At 66.7% G+C, this 18,435-nt stretch carries 16 protein-coding genes and 1 tRNA gene; 10 read left to right on the plus strand and 7 right to left on the minus strand.

Features of this window, described 5'->3' with window-relative positions:
* Window positions 1–88: 88 nt before the first annotated feature.
* From WJ35_RS08915 to WJ35_RS08955, 9 genes are all read left to right on the plus strand, one after another.
* Window positions 89–165: transfer RNA gene (locus WJ35_RS08915), tRNA-Pro, on the plus strand.
* Between the two features lie 458 nt (window positions 166–623).
* Entirely contained in the window at window positions 624–2,069 is a 1,446-nt protein-coding gene (locus WJ35_RS08920; protein ID WP_069239055.1) for a GSCFA domain-containing protein, read from the plus strand.
* Window positions 2,070–2,424: 355 nt separating this feature from the next.
* Window positions 2,425–3,720: an HlyC/CorC family transporter gene (locus WJ35_RS08925; RefSeq protein WP_060236329.1), complete on the plus strand. Its 1,296-nt coding sequence runs from the start codon at window positions 2,425–2,427 to the stop codon at window positions 3,718–3,720.
* A gap of 83 nt (window positions 3,721–3,803) precedes the next feature.
* Window positions 3,804–5,063 carry a GspE/PulE family protein gene (locus WJ35_RS08930; protein ID WP_069239056.1) on the plus strand — a complete coding sequence of 420 codons (1,260 nt, stop codon included), beginning with the start codon at window positions 3,804–3,806 and terminating at the stop codon, window positions 5,061–5,063.
* A complete protein-coding gene (locus tag WJ35_RS08935) occupies window positions 5,060–6,274 on the plus strand; it encodes a type II secretion system F family protein (protein WP_069239057.1) in 1,215 nt (404 codons plus the stop codon). The genes WJ35_RS08930 and WJ35_RS08935 overlap by 4 nt, the downstream gene beginning before the upstream one ends.
* Before the next feature lie 39 nt (window positions 6,275–6,313).
* The gene (locus WJ35_RS08940; protein WP_069239058.1) at window positions 6,314–7,222 is read left to right on the plus strand and encodes a prepilin peptidase; all 909 of its coding nucleotides are present in this window, start codon (window positions 6,314–6,316) and stop codon (window positions 7,220–7,222) included.
* A gap of 3 nt (window positions 7,223–7,225) precedes the next feature.
* Window positions 7,226–7,834: a dephospho-CoA kinase gene (coaE, locus tag WJ35_RS08945; RefSeq protein WP_060236337.1), complete on the plus strand. Its 609-nt coding sequence runs from the start codon at window positions 7,226–7,228 to the stop codon at window positions 7,832–7,834.
* Between the two features lie 117 nt (window positions 7,835–7,951).
* Window positions 7,952–8,707 carry a cell division protein ZapD gene (zapD, locus tag WJ35_RS08950; protein WP_059814443.1) on the plus strand — a complete coding sequence of 252 codons (756 nt, stop codon included), beginning with the start codon at window positions 7,952–7,954 and terminating at the stop codon, window positions 8,705–8,707.
* A gap of 28 nt (window positions 8,708–8,735) precedes the next feature.
* Window positions 8,736–8,936: a DNA gyrase inhibitor YacG gene (locus tag WJ35_RS08955; protein WP_069239059.1), complete on the plus strand. Its 201-nt coding sequence runs from the start codon at window positions 8,736–8,738 to the stop codon at window positions 8,934–8,936.
* 65 nt (window positions 8,937–9,001) lie between these two features.
* Here the strand turns inward: WJ35_RS08955 and WJ35_RS08960 are convergent, their stop codons facing one another.
* The 4 genes from WJ35_RS08960 to secA form a co-directional block, all read right to left on the minus strand.
* Window positions 9,002–9,445 carry an NUDIX domain-containing protein gene (locus WJ35_RS08960; protein ID WP_069239060.1) on the minus strand — a complete coding sequence of 148 codons (444 nt, stop codon included), beginning with the start codon at window positions 9,443–9,445 and terminating at the stop codon, window positions 9,002–9,004.
* Entirely contained in the window at window positions 9,442–10,311 is an 870-nt protein-coding gene (locus WJ35_RS08965) for an ATP-binding protein (protein WP_010091251.1), read from the minus strand. Before WJ35_RS08965 ends, WJ35_RS08960 begins: the two co-directional genes overlap by 4 nt.
* Before the next feature lie 19 nt (window positions 10,312–10,330).
* On the minus strand, window positions 10,331–11,572 hold the full coding sequence (gene argJ, locus WJ35_RS08970) for a bifunctional glutamate N-acetyltransferase/amino-acid acetyltransferase ArgJ (RefSeq protein WP_060236342.1): 1,242 nt from the start codon (window positions 11,570–11,572) through the stop codon (window positions 10,331–10,333).
* 145 nt (window positions 11,573–11,717) lie between these two features.
* A complete protein-coding gene (secA, locus tag WJ35_RS08975; protein ID WP_060236344.1) occupies window positions 11,718–14,516 on the minus strand; it encodes a preprotein translocase subunit SecA in 2,799 nt (932 codons plus the stop codon).
* Window positions 14,517–14,771: 255 nt separating this feature from the next.
* Here secA and WJ35_RS08980 point away from each other — a divergent pair, with 255 nt between their 5' ends.
* On the plus strand, window positions 14,772–15,251 hold the full coding sequence (locus tag WJ35_RS08980) for a DUF721 domain-containing protein (protein ID WP_060236346.1): 480 nt from the start codon (window positions 14,772–14,774) through the stop codon (window positions 15,249–15,251).
* A gap of 88 nt (window positions 15,252–15,339) precedes the next feature.
* Here the strand turns inward: WJ35_RS08980 and lpxC are convergent, their stop codons facing one another.
* The 3 genes from lpxC to ftsZ form a co-directional block, all read right to left on the minus strand.
* Entirely contained in the window at window positions 15,340–16,257 is a 918-nt protein-coding gene (gene lpxC / locus WJ35_RS08985) for a UDP-3-O-acyl-N-acetylglucosamine deacetylase (RefSeq protein WP_060236348.1), read from the minus strand.
* A 240-nt stretch (window positions 16,258–16,497) separates the two neighbouring features.
* On the minus strand, window positions 16,498–17,004 hold the full coding sequence (locus WJ35_RS08990) for a peroxiredoxin (RefSeq protein ID WP_059716731.1): 507 nt from the start codon (window positions 17,002–17,004) through the stop codon (window positions 16,498–16,500).
* 185 nt (window positions 17,005–17,189) lie between these two features.
* Entirely contained in the window at window positions 17,190–18,389 is a 1,200-nt protein-coding gene (gene ftsZ, locus WJ35_RS08995; protein ID WP_010091243.1) for a cell division protein FtsZ, read from the minus strand.
* Window positions 18,390–18,435: the final 46 nt, after the last annotated feature.

An 18,435-nucleotide genomic window follows, 5' to 3' on the forward strand; every position in this document is an offset into this window, starting at 1 on the left:
TTTAGAAAAAACATCGTTATAGTTACGTTCTTGCCTGAGACGACGCAGCGATCTTCACCAAGAAAGCGAAGTCGGACCAGCAGAAATTCGGGGTGTAGCTTAGCCTGGTAGAGCGCTACGTTCGGGACGTAGAGGCCGGAGGTTCGAATCCTCTCACCCCGACCAGAATTTGGTTAAAGTCAGCGACTGGAAAGTATCGCCGTCGTTGCAGCACTACAGCAGCATACATAGTGCAAACCTTTGATAAAGCCTTGCGAATCCATTCGGTTCGTGAGGCTTTTTTCATTGATCCGCCGCCATCGTATCGATACCGTCAACGACGCGCCCAGACACCGTCCGCGCGATCTGCTCATCCGAACGTCGTAACCCGGACCATACAATCGGCGGCAATCGCCGAACGCCACGCGCAGCCCACCGCTCAATCACTCGCATTGACCAGCATCCCGCTTGCCATCCGGCGCCCGCACCGACCGGTATTAAGTTTGGCTCGCACAATGCCGATAATCATCGACATAGCGACTGAACGGACTTGATGCGCGAGACGATCTTCGTCTCGCCGCCCCCGTTCGACGCCCAGCCGGACAGTCGATCGAAGAGCGCAACGCTCGATACGGGAAGGTCAAGTGGATATCAGTAGCTGGAAGAATCAGGCAAAACAGGCGCTCGCCGGAAACGTTGGTGCGCACGCTGTCATTGCGCAGCTGGGCAACGAGCAGATCGACGGTTCAGATCATGAAGCGAATCTCCTTCTCGGCATTCTTTATGGCCAGACGGGGCAGCTAGACCTTGCTGTCGAGCATCTTCGGCAATCGCTCATCCAGGACCAGCGGAATCCGGATGCAATCTTCTTTCTCGGTTGCTTCGATGCGTTGCGGTATCCCGGCCTCCACAAGAGTTGGGCGATTCGGCGAGACCATGCAAAAAACGCACTTCGTCTCGTCGAGAATACGCCGCAGGCCGCGGCCTGGCCGCAACTGAAAGTCTGCCTGGAGATCCTGGCGACAGCGGCAAGCTATGTCGGGCCGCCGGAGGATGCGGAGTTCGCCTATCGCTGGCTCATCAAGATCGATCCGGCGAATGCCGATCACTACGCAAAGCTCTCGCAACTCCGCGCTGACGACGATCTTGAAGAAGCCGTCGCGCTTATCGACCACGCACGAACGCTCAACCCCGCCATCGTCAACAAGACCGATGTCGAGCTTTCCCGCAAAGTGCTTTCGGACGGCACCCGGCGAAAGAGCATTGCACGAGCGAAGTATCCCAGCACGCGTGAAATGAGGGGCGACCTTTCGGCCGTAATCCGGACGAGCTTGCTGGATGGCTTGCCGAAGCAACGCTTCATCGACAAGGAAACCCGCTTTTTTACTCTGGGCTCGTGCTTTGCGAGAGAGATCGCCGTACGTCTCATCGAACGGGGCTATCAGGCCGATTTCTTCGAAGTCGTCGAACACATCAATTCGAGCTTCGCAAACCGCAAGATGGTGGACTGGGCGTTGGGCCAATGCACCGGCCAAAGCAAGGAGCGCCTCGACGAGCTCTTTGCGTCCCTCAACATCACCCCGGAGAATCTCCGGGTGCGTCTGGCCACCGCGAACGTGTTCATCTACACGCTCGGCGTGGCGCCGGCCTTCTTCGACAGGCAGTCCGGCGAGTTCGTGATGCCTTCCAGTTCGGCACTGGGCTCGCGAGCATTCGCAGAGATGTACGACTTCCGGACTACCACCGTCGGCCAAAATCTGGACAATCTCGACTACATCGTCGCGAATATCAAGGCGTTGAACCCCGACGTCAAGGTCGTGCTTACGGTCAGCCCCGTACCGTTGAAAACCACGTTCGAATTCAAGTCGGCGATGCAGGCGGACTGCATTTCGAAATCGACGCTGCGCGTCGTCGCCCACGAGTTCGTCACGAAGCATCCGGACGTCGTCTACTGGCCGAGCTTCGAGGTCGTGCGCTGGCTCGGCGGGCATGTCGGCCCGTTCTACGGCAATGACGACGATGCCGCCCTTCACGTCGGCGACGACGTGGTCAAGGCCATCACCGATTCATTCATCGAGCACTTTTCGTAACGACCGCATGACGTCGGGCCGCTGGAGATGCGCGCACTGAATGCGCGCTACCCGGAAGCAAAGGCCGACCTCCGGCTCGGGCGACAAGTGGTCCGGCCTTCCGAACCGCGCTTCGCAGTGAAAATGGGCTGAATCGTCGGTTTACGGCTTGTACGCGGGACGACTCCGACGACCGCGGCTGCAGCGCAATCGAATGCCCGCGGCCCGACCGCGATTTGACCGGACGTGCACCGCGTACGTCTTCCGACTCCTTTTTCGCCGTTCACACGAACCGGCGTGCCGCGCGCGACACATCCCCGCCGTCGGCCTCTGCTATAGTCCCTTCATCCCTGTCCTTCACTGCCCTTTCCGACGCGTGGACCAAATTCCCTTATGGGCGCAAATCGGCGCCGTCTTCCTGCTTCTCCTCTGCTCCAGCTTCTTTTCCATTTCCGAGACCGCGATGATGGCGCTCAACCGCCATCGGCTGAAGCATCTCGCCGGCCAGGGCGCGCTCGGCGCGAAGACCACCCAGGGCCTGCTCACGCGCACCGACCAGCTGCTGAGCGTGATCCTGATCGGCAACAACCTGTTCAACACGATCATCCCGGTGCTCACGACGTCGATCGCGCTGCACACGTTCGGCCGTAACAACTTCGCGCTGTCGATAGCGACCGGCATCGTCGCGTTCCTGATCATCGTGTTCGCCGAAATCGCACCGAAGATCGCCGGCGCGACGTTCCCGGAGCGCATCGCGTTGCCCGCGAGCCTCGTCATCGCGCCGCTGATGCGCGTGCTCAAGCCGATCGTCTGGTTCGTGAACGCGCTCGCGCACGGCGTGCTGTGGGTGCTGCGCATCAACACGGCCAAGGGCCGCGACCTGCGGCTGTCGGCCGACGAGCTGCGCACCATCGTGCTCGAGTCGAGCAGCTTCATGCCGACCAAGCACCGCAGCATCCTGCTGAACCTGTTCGATCTCGAGAACATCTCGGTCGACGACGTGATGGTGCCGCGCCGCCAGATCGAATCGCTCAATTTCTACGCACCGCTCGACGACATCCTGCATCAGCTCGAGACCTGCTATCACAACCGGCTCGTCGTCTACGAAGGCGACATCGACAAGGTGCTCGGCGTGCTGCACGTGCGCAAGACGCTGACCGCGCTGCACAACCAGGATTTCGACCGCGAGACGCTGCGCACGCTGCTCGCCGAGCCGTACTACGTGCCGTCGGGCACGCCGGTGGTGCAGCAGCTCCAGTATTTCCAGGAAAGCCGCCAACGCACCGCGCTCGTCGTCAACGAATACGGCGAGCTCGAAGGTCTCGTCACGCCCGAGGACATCATCGAGGAACTGATCGGCGAGTTCACGACCTCGATGCCGCGCAGCGAGCGCAAGGGCGGCTGGGACGAGAACGGCGAGTGCATCGTCGCGGCGAGCATGCCGCTGCGCGAGCTGAACCGCTGGCTGCACCTGAAGCTGCCGACCGACGGGCCGAAGACGCTCAACGGGCTGATCCTCGAGGTCCTCGAGGACATTCCCGAAGACGACGTGTGCCTGAAGATCGGCGACGTGATGCTCGAAGTGATGCGCAGCGACGACCAGGCGGTCCGCACCGTCAAGCTCTTCAGGCCGCGCCCGGCGCGCGGCGCGCGCAGTCTCGCCAAGCGTTAGCCGGATGGCCGACTGCCGGCGCAGCCCCTGTCGCGCGACCATGCAACGGTCACGGTAACCAGGCGGCCAACGCGCCGGCATGCATGCTGTTCACACCTTCCGGCGGGATGCCCGCCGCTCCCGGCTCCGCGCCTTCATCCGACTCCCGCCCGCTCGACGCGGCCCAGCTCGACGACGCGCCGGCCGTGCGGCTGCTGACGGACACGCTGCACGCCGCGTGCGCCCGCGAAGCCTCCGACGTCCATGTCGAGCCGTTCGAAACGGGCTGGCGGATCCGCCTGCGCATCGACGGCGTGCTGCACGAACACGCGCGGCCGCCGGCTCACCTGCGCGATGCGTTCGTCACGCGGGTCAAGGTGCTCGCGCGCATGGACATCGCGGAACGCCGCATCCCGCAGGACGGCCGGCTGCGCGTCGCGCTCGCCGGCGGCCGGCGCGGCGACTACCGGGTCAGCTCGCTGCCCACGCTGTTCGGCGAAAAGCTCGTGCTGCGCCGGCTCGAAACGCTGCCGCCCGACCTCACGCTCGCGCGCCTGGGCTTCGACGCGCTGCAGGCGCGCGCGATGGAGGCGGCGATACGCGCACCGTACGGGCTCGTGCTCGTCACCGGGCCGACGGGCAGCGGCAAGACACTGTCCCTCTACTGCGCGCTGCAGATGCTCGATCGCGACGCGCACAACGTCTGCACGGTCGAGGATCCGGCCGAGATCCAGCTCGACGGCATCAATCAGGTCGGCGTCGCCGAGAAGGCCGGGCTGACCTTCGCGACCGCGCTGCGCGCGCTGCTGCGGCAAGACCCGGACGTCATCATGGTCGGCGAGATCCGCGACGCGGAGACGGCCGACGTCGCGATCAAGGCCGCGCAAACCGGGCACCTCGTGCTGTCGACGCTGCATACCAATGACGCGCCGGCCGCGATCACGCGGCTGCTCGACATCGGCGTCGCACCATACAACCTGGCGGCAGCGCTGCGCCTCGTCACCGCGCAGCGGCTCGTGCGCCGTCTTTGCGCGGCTTGCCGCGCGCCGTCCGACGCGCCGCCGCGCGTGCTGCGCGAAGCCGGCTGCGACCCGTCGGCGCTCGCGTCCGGGTGGCGGCCGTTCGTCGCGCGCGGCTGTCCCGCCTGTCATGGCATCGGCTACCGCGGCCGCATCGGCCTCCACCAGACGATGCCGGTGTCGCCCGGGCTTGCGGAACACATCGTCGCGCGCGCGAGCGTCGGTGCGCTGGCGCAATGCGCCGCGGCCGAAGGCGTGCGCAACCTGCGCGATGCCGCGCTTGCGCGCGTGCGGGACAACACGACGAGCCTGGCGGAAGCGCTCGCCGCCACGCCCGACGCATGACCGCGATGCGCGCGCCCCGTCAGGAAACCCGGTTCGCATGGCGCGGCCGTCGTCGCGACGGCAGCGCGTGCCGCGGCCACGTCATCGCGTTCGACGCGGCCGCCGCGCGTGCCGCGCTCGCGCGGGACGGCATCGCGGTGCTGGCGCTCGACGCGCGCGGCGCCGCGCGGCCGCCCGCCGCCGGCACACGCGACGTGACGCGCTTCACGCAGCAACTCGCCAGCCTGCTGCAGGCCGGCCTGCCGCTCGCGCCGGCGCTCGAGATGCTCGCGCGCACCCGCGGGCCCGACGGCATGCCGCGCATCGCTGCGGGTCTCGCGCGCGAGATCGTCGGCGGGCAGCGTCTGGCCGTCGCCCTCGGGCGCTATCCGGCGCAGTTCGGCTCGCTGTATCGCCAGCTGATCGAGATCGGCGAGACCTCCGGCGCGCTCGGCCCGGTGCTGGCGCGCGTCGCGGATCACCGCGAGCGCGCGGACGCGCAGCGGCGCAAGCTGCGCGCGGCGCTCGCCTATCCGGTGGCGGTGATCCTGTTCGCGCTCGCGATCACGATCGCGCTGATGCTGTGGGTCGTGCCGACCTTTCGGCAGATCTTCGACGGTTTCGGCGCCGCGTTGCCCGCACCGACCCGCGCCCTGCTCGCCGTTTCGTCCGCGACCTCGGCCTGGGGCGGCACGTTCGTCGCCGTTGCGACCGCGCTGGCGCTCGCTGCGCGCCACGCGTTGCGGCGCTCGCCACAACTGCGCTACACGGTCGCGCAGCGGATGTTGAACGCGCCAGTCGTCGGCAGTGCGCTCGCGCGGTTCGCGGCCGCACGATGGTGCCGGTCGCTCGCCACGCTGCTCGGGGCCGGCGTGCCGCTCGCGGACGCCTTCGCGACGCTCGAGCGCACCGCCGGCCATCCGGTGTTCGAGCAGGCCACCGCGCGCATCGCCGCGCGCGTGCTGCGCGGCGCACGGCTCGCCGACGCAATGCATGCGGCCGGCTGCTTTCCGGACGACGTCGTCCAGCCGATTGCCGTCGCGGAAGAAACCGGCGCGCTCGACACGATGCTCGCCGACATCGCCGCACTGTGCGAACGCCAGCTCGACGCGCATCTCGATGCGCTCGCCGCGCTCGGCGAACCGCTGATCGTGATCGTGCTGGGCGCGCTGGTCGGCAGCCTCGTCGTCGCGATGTATCTGCCCATCCTTCAGCTCGGCAACGTGGTGTAGCATCGCATCCGATTCCGTCGCCTACCGAACCCTGACCCGATGACGCGCGCGCCCATGTTCCCCGTTCCCGATTCGCCCGCCGGCACGTTGCTCGCGCTGGCGCTGCTGCCGCCCGCCGCGCAGTACGCATTCGCCGTCGTGCTCGGCCTGTGCGTCGGCAGCTTCCTCAACGTGGTCATCCACCGGCTGCCCATCATGATGAAGCGCGCGTGGGAAGCCGAGATCGCCGAGGCCACCGGCACGAACGCAGAGTCCGACGACGGCTATCCGCCGCGCTACGATCTGTGGCATCCGCGCAGCGCCTGTCCGCATTGCGGCCACGTGCTGCGCGCGTGGGAGAACATCCCGCTCGTCAGCTACCTGCTGCAACGCGGGCGCTGCCGGCAGTGCGGCCACGCGATCGGCGCACGCTACCCGCTGATCGAACTCGCGGGCGCGCTGCTCGCCGCCGGCTCGCTCGCGGCGTTCGGCCCCACGATGGCCGCTCTCGCCGCATTCGGCCTGTGCGCCGCGCTGCTCGCGATGAGCGCGATCGACATCCAGACCGGCTACCTGCCCGATTCGATGACGCTGCCGCTGCTCTGGGCCGGGCTCGCGCTGAACCTCGGCGGCACGTTCGCGTCGCTGCGCGCGGCCGTCATCGGCGCGATGGCCGGCTACCTGTTCCTGTGGTCGATCTACTGGCTGTTCAGGTGGCTGCGCGGCATCGAGGGCATCGGCTTCGGCGACCTGAAGCTGCTCGCCGCGCTCGGCGCATGGATGGGCTGGGCCGCGTTGCCGCAGGTCGTGCTGTTCGCGGCGGTGACGGGCGCGGTCGTCGGGCTCGTCGCGACGTGGCGCGGCCGCATGCGCTTCGAGGAGCCGATTCCGTTCGGCCCGTTTCTCGCGGCCGGCGGCGCCGCGACGCTGTTTTTCGGCACCCCTTTCTATTCGGCGCTCGGAGGCTGACACATGCTTGCAGTGGGACTCACCGGCGGAATCGGCAGCGGCAAGACCACCGTGGCCGACCTGTTCGCGGCCCGCGGCGCGTCGATCGTCGACACCGACCTGATCGCCCATCGCATCACGGCGCCGGGCGGGCTCGCGATGCCCGCGATCGGGCAGGCGTTCGGCCCGGACTTCGTCGCGGCGGACGGCTCGCTCGACCGTGCGAAGATGCGCACGCTGATCTTCAGCGACGATGCGGCACGACGGCGCCTCGAGGCAATCACGCATCCGCTGATCAGGGCGGAGACCGACCGCGAGGGCCGGGAAGCCCGGGGCGCGTACGTGATGTTCGTCGTGCCGCTGCTCGTCGAATCCGGCAGTTGGAAATCGCGCGTCGATCGCGTGCTCGTCGTCGACTGCGACGTCGAGACCCAGATCGCGCGCGTGATGCGCCGCAACCGATTCACGCGCGAGCAGGTCGAGGCGATCATTGCGCGGCAGGCAACGCGCGACGCCCGTCTCGCAGCCGCCGACGACGTCATCGTCAACGACGCGGCGACGCCCGACGCGCTCGCTGCGCAGGTCGATGCGCTGCACCAGCGCTATCTCGCCTGTGCGGCCGCTGCAAAGTAAGCACCATGTGCGTGCGACGCGCCGCGATGGCGCACGAAATTGGCGCGTTGCTAGGGTAGAGAGTGAGCATTAGAATGTCCTGCATTGTTTCATTCCCTACGCAAGAGGCGAGCGCGCTTGATTCTTTACGAGTACCCGTTCAATGAGCGAATTCGCACGCTGCTGCGCCTCGAAGACCTGTTCGAGCGCTTCGCGTTTTTTTTGGCTCAGGAGGACGCGCGGGAACATCACGTCGCGCTGACGACGCTGTTCGAGATCGCCGAGGTCACGGGCCGCGCGGACCTGAAATCGGACCTGATGAAAGAACTCGAACGTCAGCGCCAGACGCTCGCCCCCTTTCGCGGCAATCCCGGTATCGAACAGAACGCGCTCGAAGCCGTACTCGGCGAAATCGAGCAGACGCTTGCGAACCTCGGGCAGATGCAGGGCAAGACGGGCCAGCATCTGGTCGACAACGAGTGGCTCGCGAGCATCCGCAGCCGCGCGGTGATTCCCGGCGGGACCTGCAAGTTCGATCTTCCGTCGTACTACGCGTGGCAACAGTGGCCCGCCGAGCAGCGGCGACAGGACATCGCCAAATGGGTCCTGCCGCTCCTGCCGTTGCGCGACGCGGCGGCGATCGTGCTGCGCCTCGCGCGCGAATCGGGGCAGGCATCGAAGGTGATGGCCATGCAGGGCAGCTATCAGCAGATGCTGTCCGGTCGCAGTTATCAACTGATGCAGGTGCGCGTGGCGCCGGAGTTGCGCGTGATTCCGGAAGCCAGCGCGAACAAGTACATGCTGTGGGTGCGGTTCACCACGCAGGACGGCGACGTGCGGCCGCGTGCCGTGGACATCGACGTGCCGTTCCACCTGACCCTGTGCAATCTGTAACGGCCATGTGCCGGATCGACGCTTTCGTATGACTACTGTTGTGAAATGCCCGTCCTGCGGCGCCGAAGTGCGCTGGACGCCTGAAAATCGCTTCCGTCCCTTCTGCTCCGCCCGCTGCAAGCAGCTCGATCTCGGCGCATGGGCCGCCGAGAAATACCGGATCGGCGGTTCGTCCGACGAAGGTCCGTCGTCCGAGGAAGACGGCGGCGACACGCGCCGCGACGTCTGACTCCGAACGGCCGGCCAACCCCGGCCGATATGGCCCGCCTTTTCAGTCGGCGGGCCGCGACGGCGTCATTGCGACGCCGCTTCCTTCTCAAGCAATTCGAGCACCGGCAGCGCCGCGGGCAACAGCGGCGCGACGTCGACCGGCAGATGCTGCCAGACGAACGCCTGCCCTTCCTTGCTGTGCGGCTCGCCGGTCCAGCCCGTCACCTTGCAGAAGTAGAGCCGCACGTACGCATGAGGGTAGTCGTGCTCGAGCGTATGCCAGCGGTGGCATGCGGTGACGGCAATTCCGAGCTCCTCGTGCAGTTCGCGCGCGAGCGCGTCCTCGACGCTTTCCCCCGCCTCCAGCTTGCCGCCCGGGAACTCCCAGTAGCCTTCGTACGGCTTGCCCTGCAGCCGCTGCGCGAGCAGGTACCGACCATCCGGCTGCACCATGATGCCGACCGCGACCTCGGTCACCTTCCGGCCATCGGGCGCGCGCACGGCGCCTTGTGCGAGATCCGTGCTCATGCCTGCTCCTTGCGGCCCGACCAGTCGCGCGCGAACTGCCACGCGACGCGTCCCGAGCGCGAACCGCGCTCGAGCGCCCACACGAGCGCGTCGCCGCGCGCCTGCTCGATCTCGGCGTCACCGCAGCCGAAGTGGCGCAGCCAGTGCGCGACGATGCCGAGGTAATCGTCCTGCTTGAACGGATAGAAGCTGACCCACAGGCCGAAGCGCTCGGACAGCGAGATCTTCTCCTCGACGACTTCGCCGGGATGGATCTCGCCGTCGGGCAGGTGCTTGTACGTCTCGTTGTCGCTCATGTACTCGGGCAGCAGATGGCGGCGATTCGACGTCGCGTAGATCAGCACGTTGTCCGACTGCGCGGCGATCGAGCCGTCGAGCGCAACCTTCAGCGCCTTGTAGCCCGACTCGCCTTCCTCGAACGACAGGTCGTCGCAGAATACGATGAAGCGCTCGGGACGCTGCGCGATCAGGTCGACGATGTCGCCGAGATCGTGCAGGTCGTCCTTGTCGACTTCGATCAGGCGCAGCCCGTCGTTCGCATGGGCGTTCAGGCACGCCTTGATCAGCGACGACTTGCCGGTGCCGCGCGCGCCGGTGAGCAGCACGTTGTTCGCCGGCTTCTTCTGCACGAATTGCCGCGTGTTCTGCTCGATCAGCGCTTTCTGGCGATCGATGTTGTGCAGGTCGGCGAGCGTGATCGACGACACGGCGGGCACCGGCTGCAGATAGCCGCGCCCCTGGCGCTTGCGCCAGCGGAACGCGTTCGCGGCGTTCCAGTCGACCGCCGCCGGCGCGGGCGGCAGCATCGCCTCGAGCCGGCCGAGCAGCGTTTCCGCGCGCGTCAGGAACTGTTCGAGCTTGTCCATGATGTTCCGGCGCGCCCGATCAGGAGCGGTAATCCGCGTTGATGCTCACGTAATCGTGCGACAGGTCGCACGTCCAGATCGTCGCCTGCGCGTCGCCGCGGCCGAGCAGCACGCGGATCGTGATCTCGCTCTGCTTCATCACGCGCTGGCCGTCCTCTTCCTGGTACGCCGGATTGCGGCCGCCCGCCTTCGCGACCAGCACGTCGTCGAGATACAGGTCGATCTTGCCGACGTCGAGATCGGCGACGCCCGCATAGCCGATCGCCGCGAGAATGCGGCCGAGGTTCGGGTCCGACGCGTAGAACGCCGTCTTCACGAGCGGCGAATGGCCGATCGCATAGGCGATCTGACGGCATTCGGCGACGCTCCGGCCGCCTTCGACCTGCACCGTCATGAATTTCGTCGCGCCTTCGCCGTCGCGCACGATCAGCTGCGACAGCACTTGCGCAACCTCGGTGACCGCATCGCGCAGCGCCGCGTAGGCGGGCGAATCGGTCGACGTGATCGCCGGCAGCGTGCTCTTGCCGGACGCGATCAGGATGAACGAGTCGTTCGTCGACGTGTCGCCGTCGATCGTGATGCAGTTGAACGAGCGGTCCGCGACCTCCTTCACCAACGCGTCGAGCACCGGCTGCGCGACCGTCGCGTCGAACGCGAGGAAGCCGAGCATCGTCGCCATGTTCGGCTTGATCATGCCCGCGCCCTTGCTGATGCCGGACAGCGTGACCGTGTGGCCGTCGATCGTCACCTGGCGCGACGTCGCCTTCGGCAGCGTGTCGGTGGTCATGATCGCCTGCGCGGCGTCGAACCAGTGCGCGGCCTGGCGATTCGCGAGCGCCGCCGGCAGGCCGGCCTTCAGGCGGTCGATCGGCAGCGGCTCGAGGATCACGCCCGTCGAGAACGGCAGCACCTGGGCCGGCTCGACGCCCGCGAGGCGCGCGAGCTCCGCGCAGGTCTCGCGCGCGTGCGCGAGGCCCGGCTCGCCGGTGCCCGCGTTCGCGTTGCCGGTGTTGACGACGAGCGCGCGAATGCCCGCGCCGCCCGCGCGCACCTTCGCCAGATGTTCGCGGCAGACGATCACGGGCGCCGCGCAGAAGCGGTTCTCGGTGAACACGCCGGCGACCGTCGCGCCATCGTCGACGGAAATGACCAGCACGTCCTTGCGGTTCGGCTTGCGAATGTTCGCCTCCGCCCAGCCCAGCGTGACGCCGGCGACGGGATGCAGTTGGGCGGGATCGATCGACGGGAAATTGACAGCCATGTGGAACACCTGCCGGAAAGGGAAAATGCCGGCGCGCGCCGGCATCGATTGAACGAACCGGCGGCCGCACGCGCGGACCGCCGCAACTCTCACCACCAATCAACGCTATAAACGACGCGGCGCGCTCATCGCGCGCCGCGTTCGATCACGACAGCTTGCCGTGACAATGCTTGTACTTCTTGCCGCTGCCGCACGGGCACGGATCGTTGCGGCCCACCTTCGGCATCTCGCCGCCGGGGCCGCTATGGCTCATCGCGCTGCCGACCATCTCCTCGGCGGCCGTCGCGGCGGCCACCGCCGCACCGCCGGCCACCGGCGCGCCCGCCTCGGCGAACTCGGCATGCTGGTACTCGACGTTTTCCAGATGCCCGGTGCGCTCCTCGATCTGCTCGGCCGCTTCCTCGAGCTGCTCGGGCGACTGGATCTGCACGTTCATCACGATCCGCGTGACTTCCTGCTTGATCGCATCGAGCATCGCGGCGAACAGTTCGAACGCCTCGCGCTTGTACTCCTGCTTCGGGTTCTTCTGCGCGTAGCCGCGCAGGTGGATGCCCTGGCGCAGGTGGTCGAGCGCCGCCAGGTGCTCGCGCCACAGGCGGTCGACCGACTGCAGCATCACCGAACGCTCGAACGCGCTGAACGATTCGCGGCCGACCAGCGCGACCTTCGACTCGTATTGCTCGTCGGCAGCGGTGGTCACCGCCTCGAGAATCTCGTCCGCCGAGATCGACGACGACTCGTTCACCATTTCCTGGATCGCGAGATCGAGCTGCCAGTCGTTGCGCAGCGCTTCCTCGAGCTCGGGGATGTCCCACTGCTCCTCGATGCTGCCCGCCGGCACGAACTGGCGGACGACGTCGCTGATCACGCCGTGACGCATCGCACCGATCGTCTCGGTGATGTCGTGCGCTTCGAGCAGCTCGTTGCGCTGCTGGTAGATGACCTTGCGCTGGTCGTTCGACACGTCGTCGTATTCGAGCAGCTGCTTGCGGATGTCGAAGTTGCGCGCCTCGACCTTGCGCTGCGCGGATTCGATCGAACGCGTGACGATGCCGGCCTCGATCGCCTCGCCTTCCGGCATTTTCAGGCGGTCCATGATCGCGCGCACGCGGTCGCCGGCGAAGATGCGCAGCAGCGGATCGTCGAGCGACAGGTAGAAGCGCGACGAGCCCGGGTCGCCCTGACGGCCCGCACGGCCGCGCAGCTGGTTGTCGATCCGGCGCGACTCGTGACGCTCGGTGCCGATGATGTGCAGGCCGCCCGCGGCCTTCACCTGCTCATGCAGCGTTTCCCATTCGTCGTGCAGCTGCTGGATGCGGCGCGCCTTCTCGTCAGCCGGGATCGACTCGTCGGCCTCGATGAACGCGGCCTGCTTCTCCGCGTTGCCGCCGAGCACGATGTCGGTGCCGCGGCCCGCCATGTTGGTCGCGATCGTGATGCGCTGCGGACGGCCCGCTTCCGCGACGATCGCCGCTTCGCGCGCGTGCTGCTTCGCGTTCAGCACCTCGTGCGGCAGCCCGGCCTGCTTCAGCAGGTGCGACAGCAGCTCGGAATTCTCGATCGACGTCGTGCCGACCAGCACCGGCTGGCCGCGCTCGTGACATTCGCGGATGTCGCGGATCACCGCGTCGTAGCGCTCCTTGGCCGTCTTGTAGATCTGATCCTGCTTGTCGATCCGCTTCGGCGGACGGTTGGTCGGGATCACGACCGTCTCGAGACCGTAGATCTCGTTGAATTCGTACGCTTCGGTGTCCGCGGTGCCGGTCATGCCCGACAGCTTCGCGTACATGCGGAAATAGTTCTGGAACGTGATCGACGCGAGCGTCTGGTTCTCGCTCTGGATCTTCACGTGCTCCTTCGCCTCGACCGCCTGGTGCAGGCCGTCGGACCAGCGGCGGCCCGCCATCAGGCGGCCCGTGAATTCGTCGACGATGATCACTTCGCCGTTCTGCACGACGTAGTGCTGGTCCTTGTGGAACAGCGTGTGCGCGCGCAGCGCAGCGTACACGTGGTGCATCAGCGTGATGTTCTGCGGCGCGTACAGGCTCTCGCCGTCACCGATCAGGCCCCACTCCGACAGCAGGCGCTCGGCCTTCTCGTGGCCCGATTCCGTCAGGAACACCTGGCGCCCCTTCTCGTCGAGCGTGTAGTCGCCCGGCTTCTCGACGCCGGTGCCGTCGGCCTTTTCCTCGCCGATCTGGCGCTCGAGCAGCGGCGGCAGCGCGTTCATCCGCACGTACAGCTCGGTGTGGTCCTCGGCCTGGCCGGAGATGATCAGCGGCGTACGCGCTTCGTCGATCAGGATCGAGTCGACTTCGTCCACCACCGCGAAGTTGAGCGCGCGCTGCACGCGCGCGTCGGTCTCGTAGACCATGTTGTCGCGCAGGTAGTCGAAGCCGAACTCGTTGTTCGTGCCGTACGTGATGTCGGACGCGTACGCCTGCTGCTTCTGCTCGTGCTCCATGCCGGACAGGTTGATGCCGACCGACAGCCCGAGGAAGTTGTACAGGCGCGCCATCCACTCGGCGTCGCGTTGCGCGAGGTAGTCGTTGACCGTCACGACGTGCACGCCGCGGCCCGACAGTGCGTTCAGGTACACCGGCAGCGTCGCCACGAGCGTCTTGCCCTCGCCGGTGCGCATTTCGGCGATCTTGCCGTAGTGGAGCACCATCCCGCCGATCAGCTGCACGTCGAAGTGGCGCATCTTCAGCACCCGGCGGCTCGCCTCGCGGCAGACCGCGAACGCCTCCGGCAGCAGCTTGTCGAGCGACTCGCCGGCCGCATGCCGCTGGCGGAACTCGTCCGTCTTGCCGCGCAACTGGTCGTCCGTCAGCTTCTCGATCTGCGTTTCGAGCGCATTGATCGCCGCGACGGTCTTTTGATATTGCTTGACGAGCCGCTGGTTGCGGCTGCCAAAAATTTTCTGGAGAAAACCGGTTGTCATCGGATCGGATCCTGCGTCGCAGCACCGGCGCCCGGCGCGTGTTGCGCGCCCCGACGCCCGAGCCTCGGCGGCTTAGCGTAATAGTGGATTCAAACATCGAATTTTAGCACGCGAGGGCGCATGCGCCCGTGACTCGGGCAGACGGCAGCCTCGCCGTGCCGGCTGCCGACGCGACCGCAAATCCGGCCGCGCGCGGGCCGCGGCGGGTACAATCGGCGTCAACCACCGCGCCGCGGCGCCCCGAAGAAAGCCTCGATGAACCGATTTTCCAAGCGTTTCGGCCCGCTCGGCCCGTATCGTCCGCAACCCGTGTCCGAGGTGCTCGGCCGCACCGACGCGTTCGCGGCGCTGCGCGCCGGCGTCGAGCAGATCGCCGCGCTGCAGCGCGACCTCGCCACGCTGCTGCCCGACTATCTCGCCAGCCACGTCGAGCCGGGATTCGTGAAGGATGGCGTCCTGACCCTGTTTGCCGCGCACAACGCGCTGGCCGCGCGGCTGCGGCAGGTCGAGCCGCGGCTGCTCGCGGACCTGCAAAAGCGCGGCTGGCCGGTGACCACGCTGCGCGTGCGCGTGCGTCCGAAGGACGCGCCGGAGCCGCCGCACGTGAAGCAGGCGCGGATGACGTCCGTCGGGGCGGCGGCATTGCGCGACCTGGCCGATCACCTCGAGCCGTCGCCGCTGCAGGCGGCGCTCGCCCGGATGGCGGCGCGGCATGGGGCGAAATCGCCGCGCTGACCACGCACGCTTCTCAACCCGCGTCGACGACGCAAACGAAAAAGCGGCCCTTGGGCCGCTTTTTCATCGACTCACGGGGCTCACCCGCTCAGGCGAACGCCGTCTGCGCATCGAACCCGAAGCCGCTCGGCGCGGACTGCGGATCGTCGAACGTCACGATCTCGTATGCGTCCTCGTGCGCAAGCAGTTCGCGCAGCAGCGCGTTGTTGAGCCCGTGCCCCGACTTGTACGCGGTATAGGACGCCAGCAGCGGATGGCCGACCACGTACAGGTCGCCGATCGCGTCGAGCATCTTGTGCTTCACGAACTCGTCGTCGTAGCGCAGCCCGTCGTTGTTCAGGATGCGGTACTCGTCGAGCACGATCGCGTTATCCATGCTGCCGCCGCGTGCGAGGCCCAGCTCGCGCATCATCTCGACCTCGTGCGCAAAGCCGAACGTGCGGGCGCGAGCGATCTCGCGCACATACGACGTGTTCGCAAAATCAACTTCGAGCTCCTGGCCGGTCTTGTCGACGGCCGGATGACGGAAGTCGATCGTGAACTTCAGCTTGAAGCCAAAATAGGGGTCGAGACGCGCGAACTTGTCACCATCGCGAATTTCCACCGGCTTCGTGACCTTGATGAATCGCTTCGGCGCGTTCTGCTCTTCAATACCGGCCGACTGGATCAGGAACACGAACGACGATGCGCTGCCGTCCATGATCGGGATTTCCTCGGCGGTCACATCGACGTACAGGTTGTCGATGCCAAGGCCCGCGCACGCGGACATCAGGTGCTCGACAGTCGACACGCGCGCACCATCCTTTTGCAGAACCGACGCGAGCCGCGTATCGCCGATCGACATCGCCGAGGCCGGGATATCGACGGGCGTCGGCAGGTCGACGCGCGAAAACACGATGCCCGTGCCCGGCGCGGCGGGACGGAGCGTCAGTTCGACCTTGCGGCCGGAGTGGAGACCAATGCCCACGGTCTTCACGATCGATTTGATGGTGCGCTGCTTCAGCATGGTGTTCTTCGTCTTGATTGAAGATATCAATCAGGCGTTATATTCGATAGATGGGATTATAGCGTAATTCCCTATTCAGCGTCGCTTGAAACTGCGTATCAATCTGTTTCCGCTGTTTACCCCCGCCGATACGGGACGGGCCGATGCCCGGAACGGAGGCGTTCCCGGTCATCGGCCCGTGTTACAACCGCCCTGCGGCCGACACGCAACGTTGCCTGCAAGCAACGGCGCATCGCGCGATCAGGACTTCAACGTCGCCAGCACACTCGCCGCATCGCTCACTTCGAACTTGCCCGGCGCTTCGACGGCCAGCGTCTTGACCACACCGTCGTCGACCACCATCGCGTAGCGCAGGGAACGAATCCCCATGCCGCGCGCGGACAAATCCTGCGTCAGTCCCAGCGCATGAGTGAAAGCCGCGCTGCCGTCCGCCATCATGCGCACCTTGCCCGCGGTGTGCAGATCACGTCCCCAAGCGCCCATCACGAATGCGTCGTTGACGGACACGCACCAGATCTCGTCGATGCCCGCCGCGTGCAACTGCTCGGCGTGCTCGACGTAGCCCGGCACATGCTGCGCCGAACAGGTCGGCGTGAAAGCGCCCGGCAATCCGAAGATCACCACCCGCTTGCCCGCCGTCTGCTCGCGCACGCTGCGGGCGTTCGGCCCCAGCGTACAACCCGCCTGCGCGTCGTCGATGAACTCGAACAGTTGCGCGTCGGGCAGCGCGTCGCCCACTTGAATCATGCCTGGTCCCTCATAGCGATACGGTTTCTCGCGCGATACGGACAGCACGGCCCATCCCGCCTCGCCGAAGCGAAGAGGGCACGTCTCCCGGCCCGGCGTCGCATTCGACGCGGCCTGTCGCGGTCCGTAGCATCCGTCACGCCGGCTTCACCGCGGCGACACCGCCGCGGCTTCGCCCGTGTGCCTCAGTCAGCCTGCTTGCGCAGGAATGCCGGGATGTCGTACGTGTCGACCCCCTTCTCCTGCAGCGCCTGCACATGCGATGCCGCGGTTTCGCGCGAATTGCGCCACACGGCCGGCGTGTCGAGCGCGCCGTAGTCGGCCGTGCTGACGTGATGCGCCGGTGCATAGCTGTTGTGCGACACCGCGTTGACCGGCTGGTTGTCCGTGCCGGTGCGCAAGAGCGTCATCGGCGCCGACTGCTGCTTCTTCGCCGCGCGGCCGAGGCCCGTCGCGACGACCGTCACGCGCAGCGCGTCACCCATCGCGTCGTCGTACACCGCACCGAAGATCACCGTCGCGTCTTCCGCCGCGTAGCTCTTGATCGTGTTCATCACTTCGCGCGTTTCCGACAGGCGCAGCGAACGGCTCGACGTGATGTTGACCAGCACGCCGCGCGCGCCCGACAGGTCGACGCCCTCCAGCAGCGGGCTCGCCACGGCCTGTTCCGCCGCGAGGCGCGCGCGATCGACGCCGGCGACCGTCGCCGTGCCCATCATCGCCTTGCCCTGCTCGCCCATCACCGTCTTCACGTCTTCGAAGTCGACGTTGACCAGGCCATCGACGTTGATGATTTCCGCGATGCCTGCGACCGCGTTGTTCAACACGTCGTCCGCGCACTGGAAGCACTTGTCCATCTCCGCGTCGTCGCCCATCACGTCGAACAGCTTGTCGTTCAGCACGACGATCAGCGAGTCGACATGATCCTCCAGCTGCTGCGAGCCGGCTTCCGCGACGCGCATCCGCTTGCCGCCTTCGAACTCGAACGGCTTGCTGACGACGCCGACCGTCAGGATGCCCATCTCCTTCGCGATCTGCGCGACGACCGGCGCCGCGCCCGTGCCGGTGCCGCCGCCCATGCCGGCGGTGATGAACACCATGTGCGCGCCGCGCAGCCCGTCGGCGATGCGCTCACGCGCCTCTTCGGCTGCCGCGCGGCCCATTTCCGGCTTCGCGCCGGCGCCGAGGCCGGTGTTGCCGAGCTGGATCACGGACGGCGCGCGCGAACGCGACAGCGCCTGCGCGTCGGTGTTCATCACGATGAAGTCGACGCCCTGCACACCGCGGTTGATCATGTGCTGCACGGCATTGCCGCCAGCGCCGCCAACGCCCACCACCTTGATGATGGTGCCGTTGGTTTCGGTTTCCAGCATTTCAAATTCCATTGTTGCCTCCGTCAAGAAAGTTACTGCTACTCGGCCGTTATTCGGC

Source organism: Burkholderia ubonensis (assembly GCF_001718695.1).
GTDB classification, from domain to species: Bacteria; Pseudomonadota; Gammaproteobacteria; order Burkholderiales; family Burkholderiaceae; genus Burkholderia; species Burkholderia ubonensis_B.

Excerpts from the sequence above, each read along its gene's own strand:
- WJ35_RS08930 (WP_069239056.1), top strand. The coding sequence starts at position 3,804 with ATGCTGTTCACACCTTCCGGCGGGATGCCCGCCGCTCCCGGCTCCGCG.
- WJ35_RS08935 (WP_069239057.1), top strand. The coding sequence starts at position 5,060 with ATGACCGCGATGCGCGCGCCCCGTCAGGAAACCCGGTTCGCATGGCGC.
- WJ35_RS08940 (WP_069239058.1), top strand. The coding sequence starts at position 6,314 with ATGACGCGCGCGCCCATGTTCCCCGTTCCCGATTCGCCCGCCGGCACG.
- coaE (WP_060236337.1), top strand. The coding sequence starts at position 7,226 with ATGCTTGCAGTGGGACTCACCGGCGGAATCGGCAGCGGCAAGACCACC.
- WJ35_RS08955 (WP_069239059.1), top strand. The coding sequence starts at position 8,736 with ATGACTACTGTTGTGAAATGCCCGTCCTGCGGCGCCGAAGTGCGCTGG.
- WJ35_RS08960 (WP_069239060.1), bottom strand. The coding sequence starts at position 9,445 with ATGAGCACGGATCTCGCACAAGGCGCCGTGCGCGCGCCCGATGGCCGG.
- WJ35_RS08965 (WP_010091251.1), bottom strand. The coding sequence starts at position 10,311 with ATGGACAAGCTCGAACAGTTCCTGACGCGCGCGGAAACGCTGCTCGGC.
- argJ (WP_060236342.1), bottom strand. The coding sequence starts at position 11,572 with ATGGCTGTCAATTTCCCGTCGATCGATCCCGCCCAACTGCATCCCGTC.
- secA (WP_060236344.1), bottom strand. The coding sequence starts at position 14,516 with ATGACAACCGGTTTTCTCCAGAAAATTTTTGGCAGCCGCAACCAGCGG.
- WJ35_RS08980 (WP_060236346.1), top strand. The coding sequence starts at position 14,772 with ATGAACCGATTTTCCAAGCGTTTCGGCCCGCTCGGCCCGTATCGTCCG.
- lpxC (WP_060236348.1), bottom strand. The coding sequence starts at position 16,257 with ATGCTGAAGCAGCGCACCATCAAATCGATCGTGAAGACCGTGGGCATT.
- WJ35_RS08990 (WP_059716731.1), bottom strand. The coding sequence starts at position 17,004 with ATGATTCAAGTGGGCGACGCGCTGCCCGACGCGCAACTGTTCGAGTTC.
- ftsZ (WP_010091243.1), bottom strand. The coding sequence starts at position 18,389 with ATGGAATTTGAAATGCTGGAAACCGAAACCAACGGCACCATCATCAAG.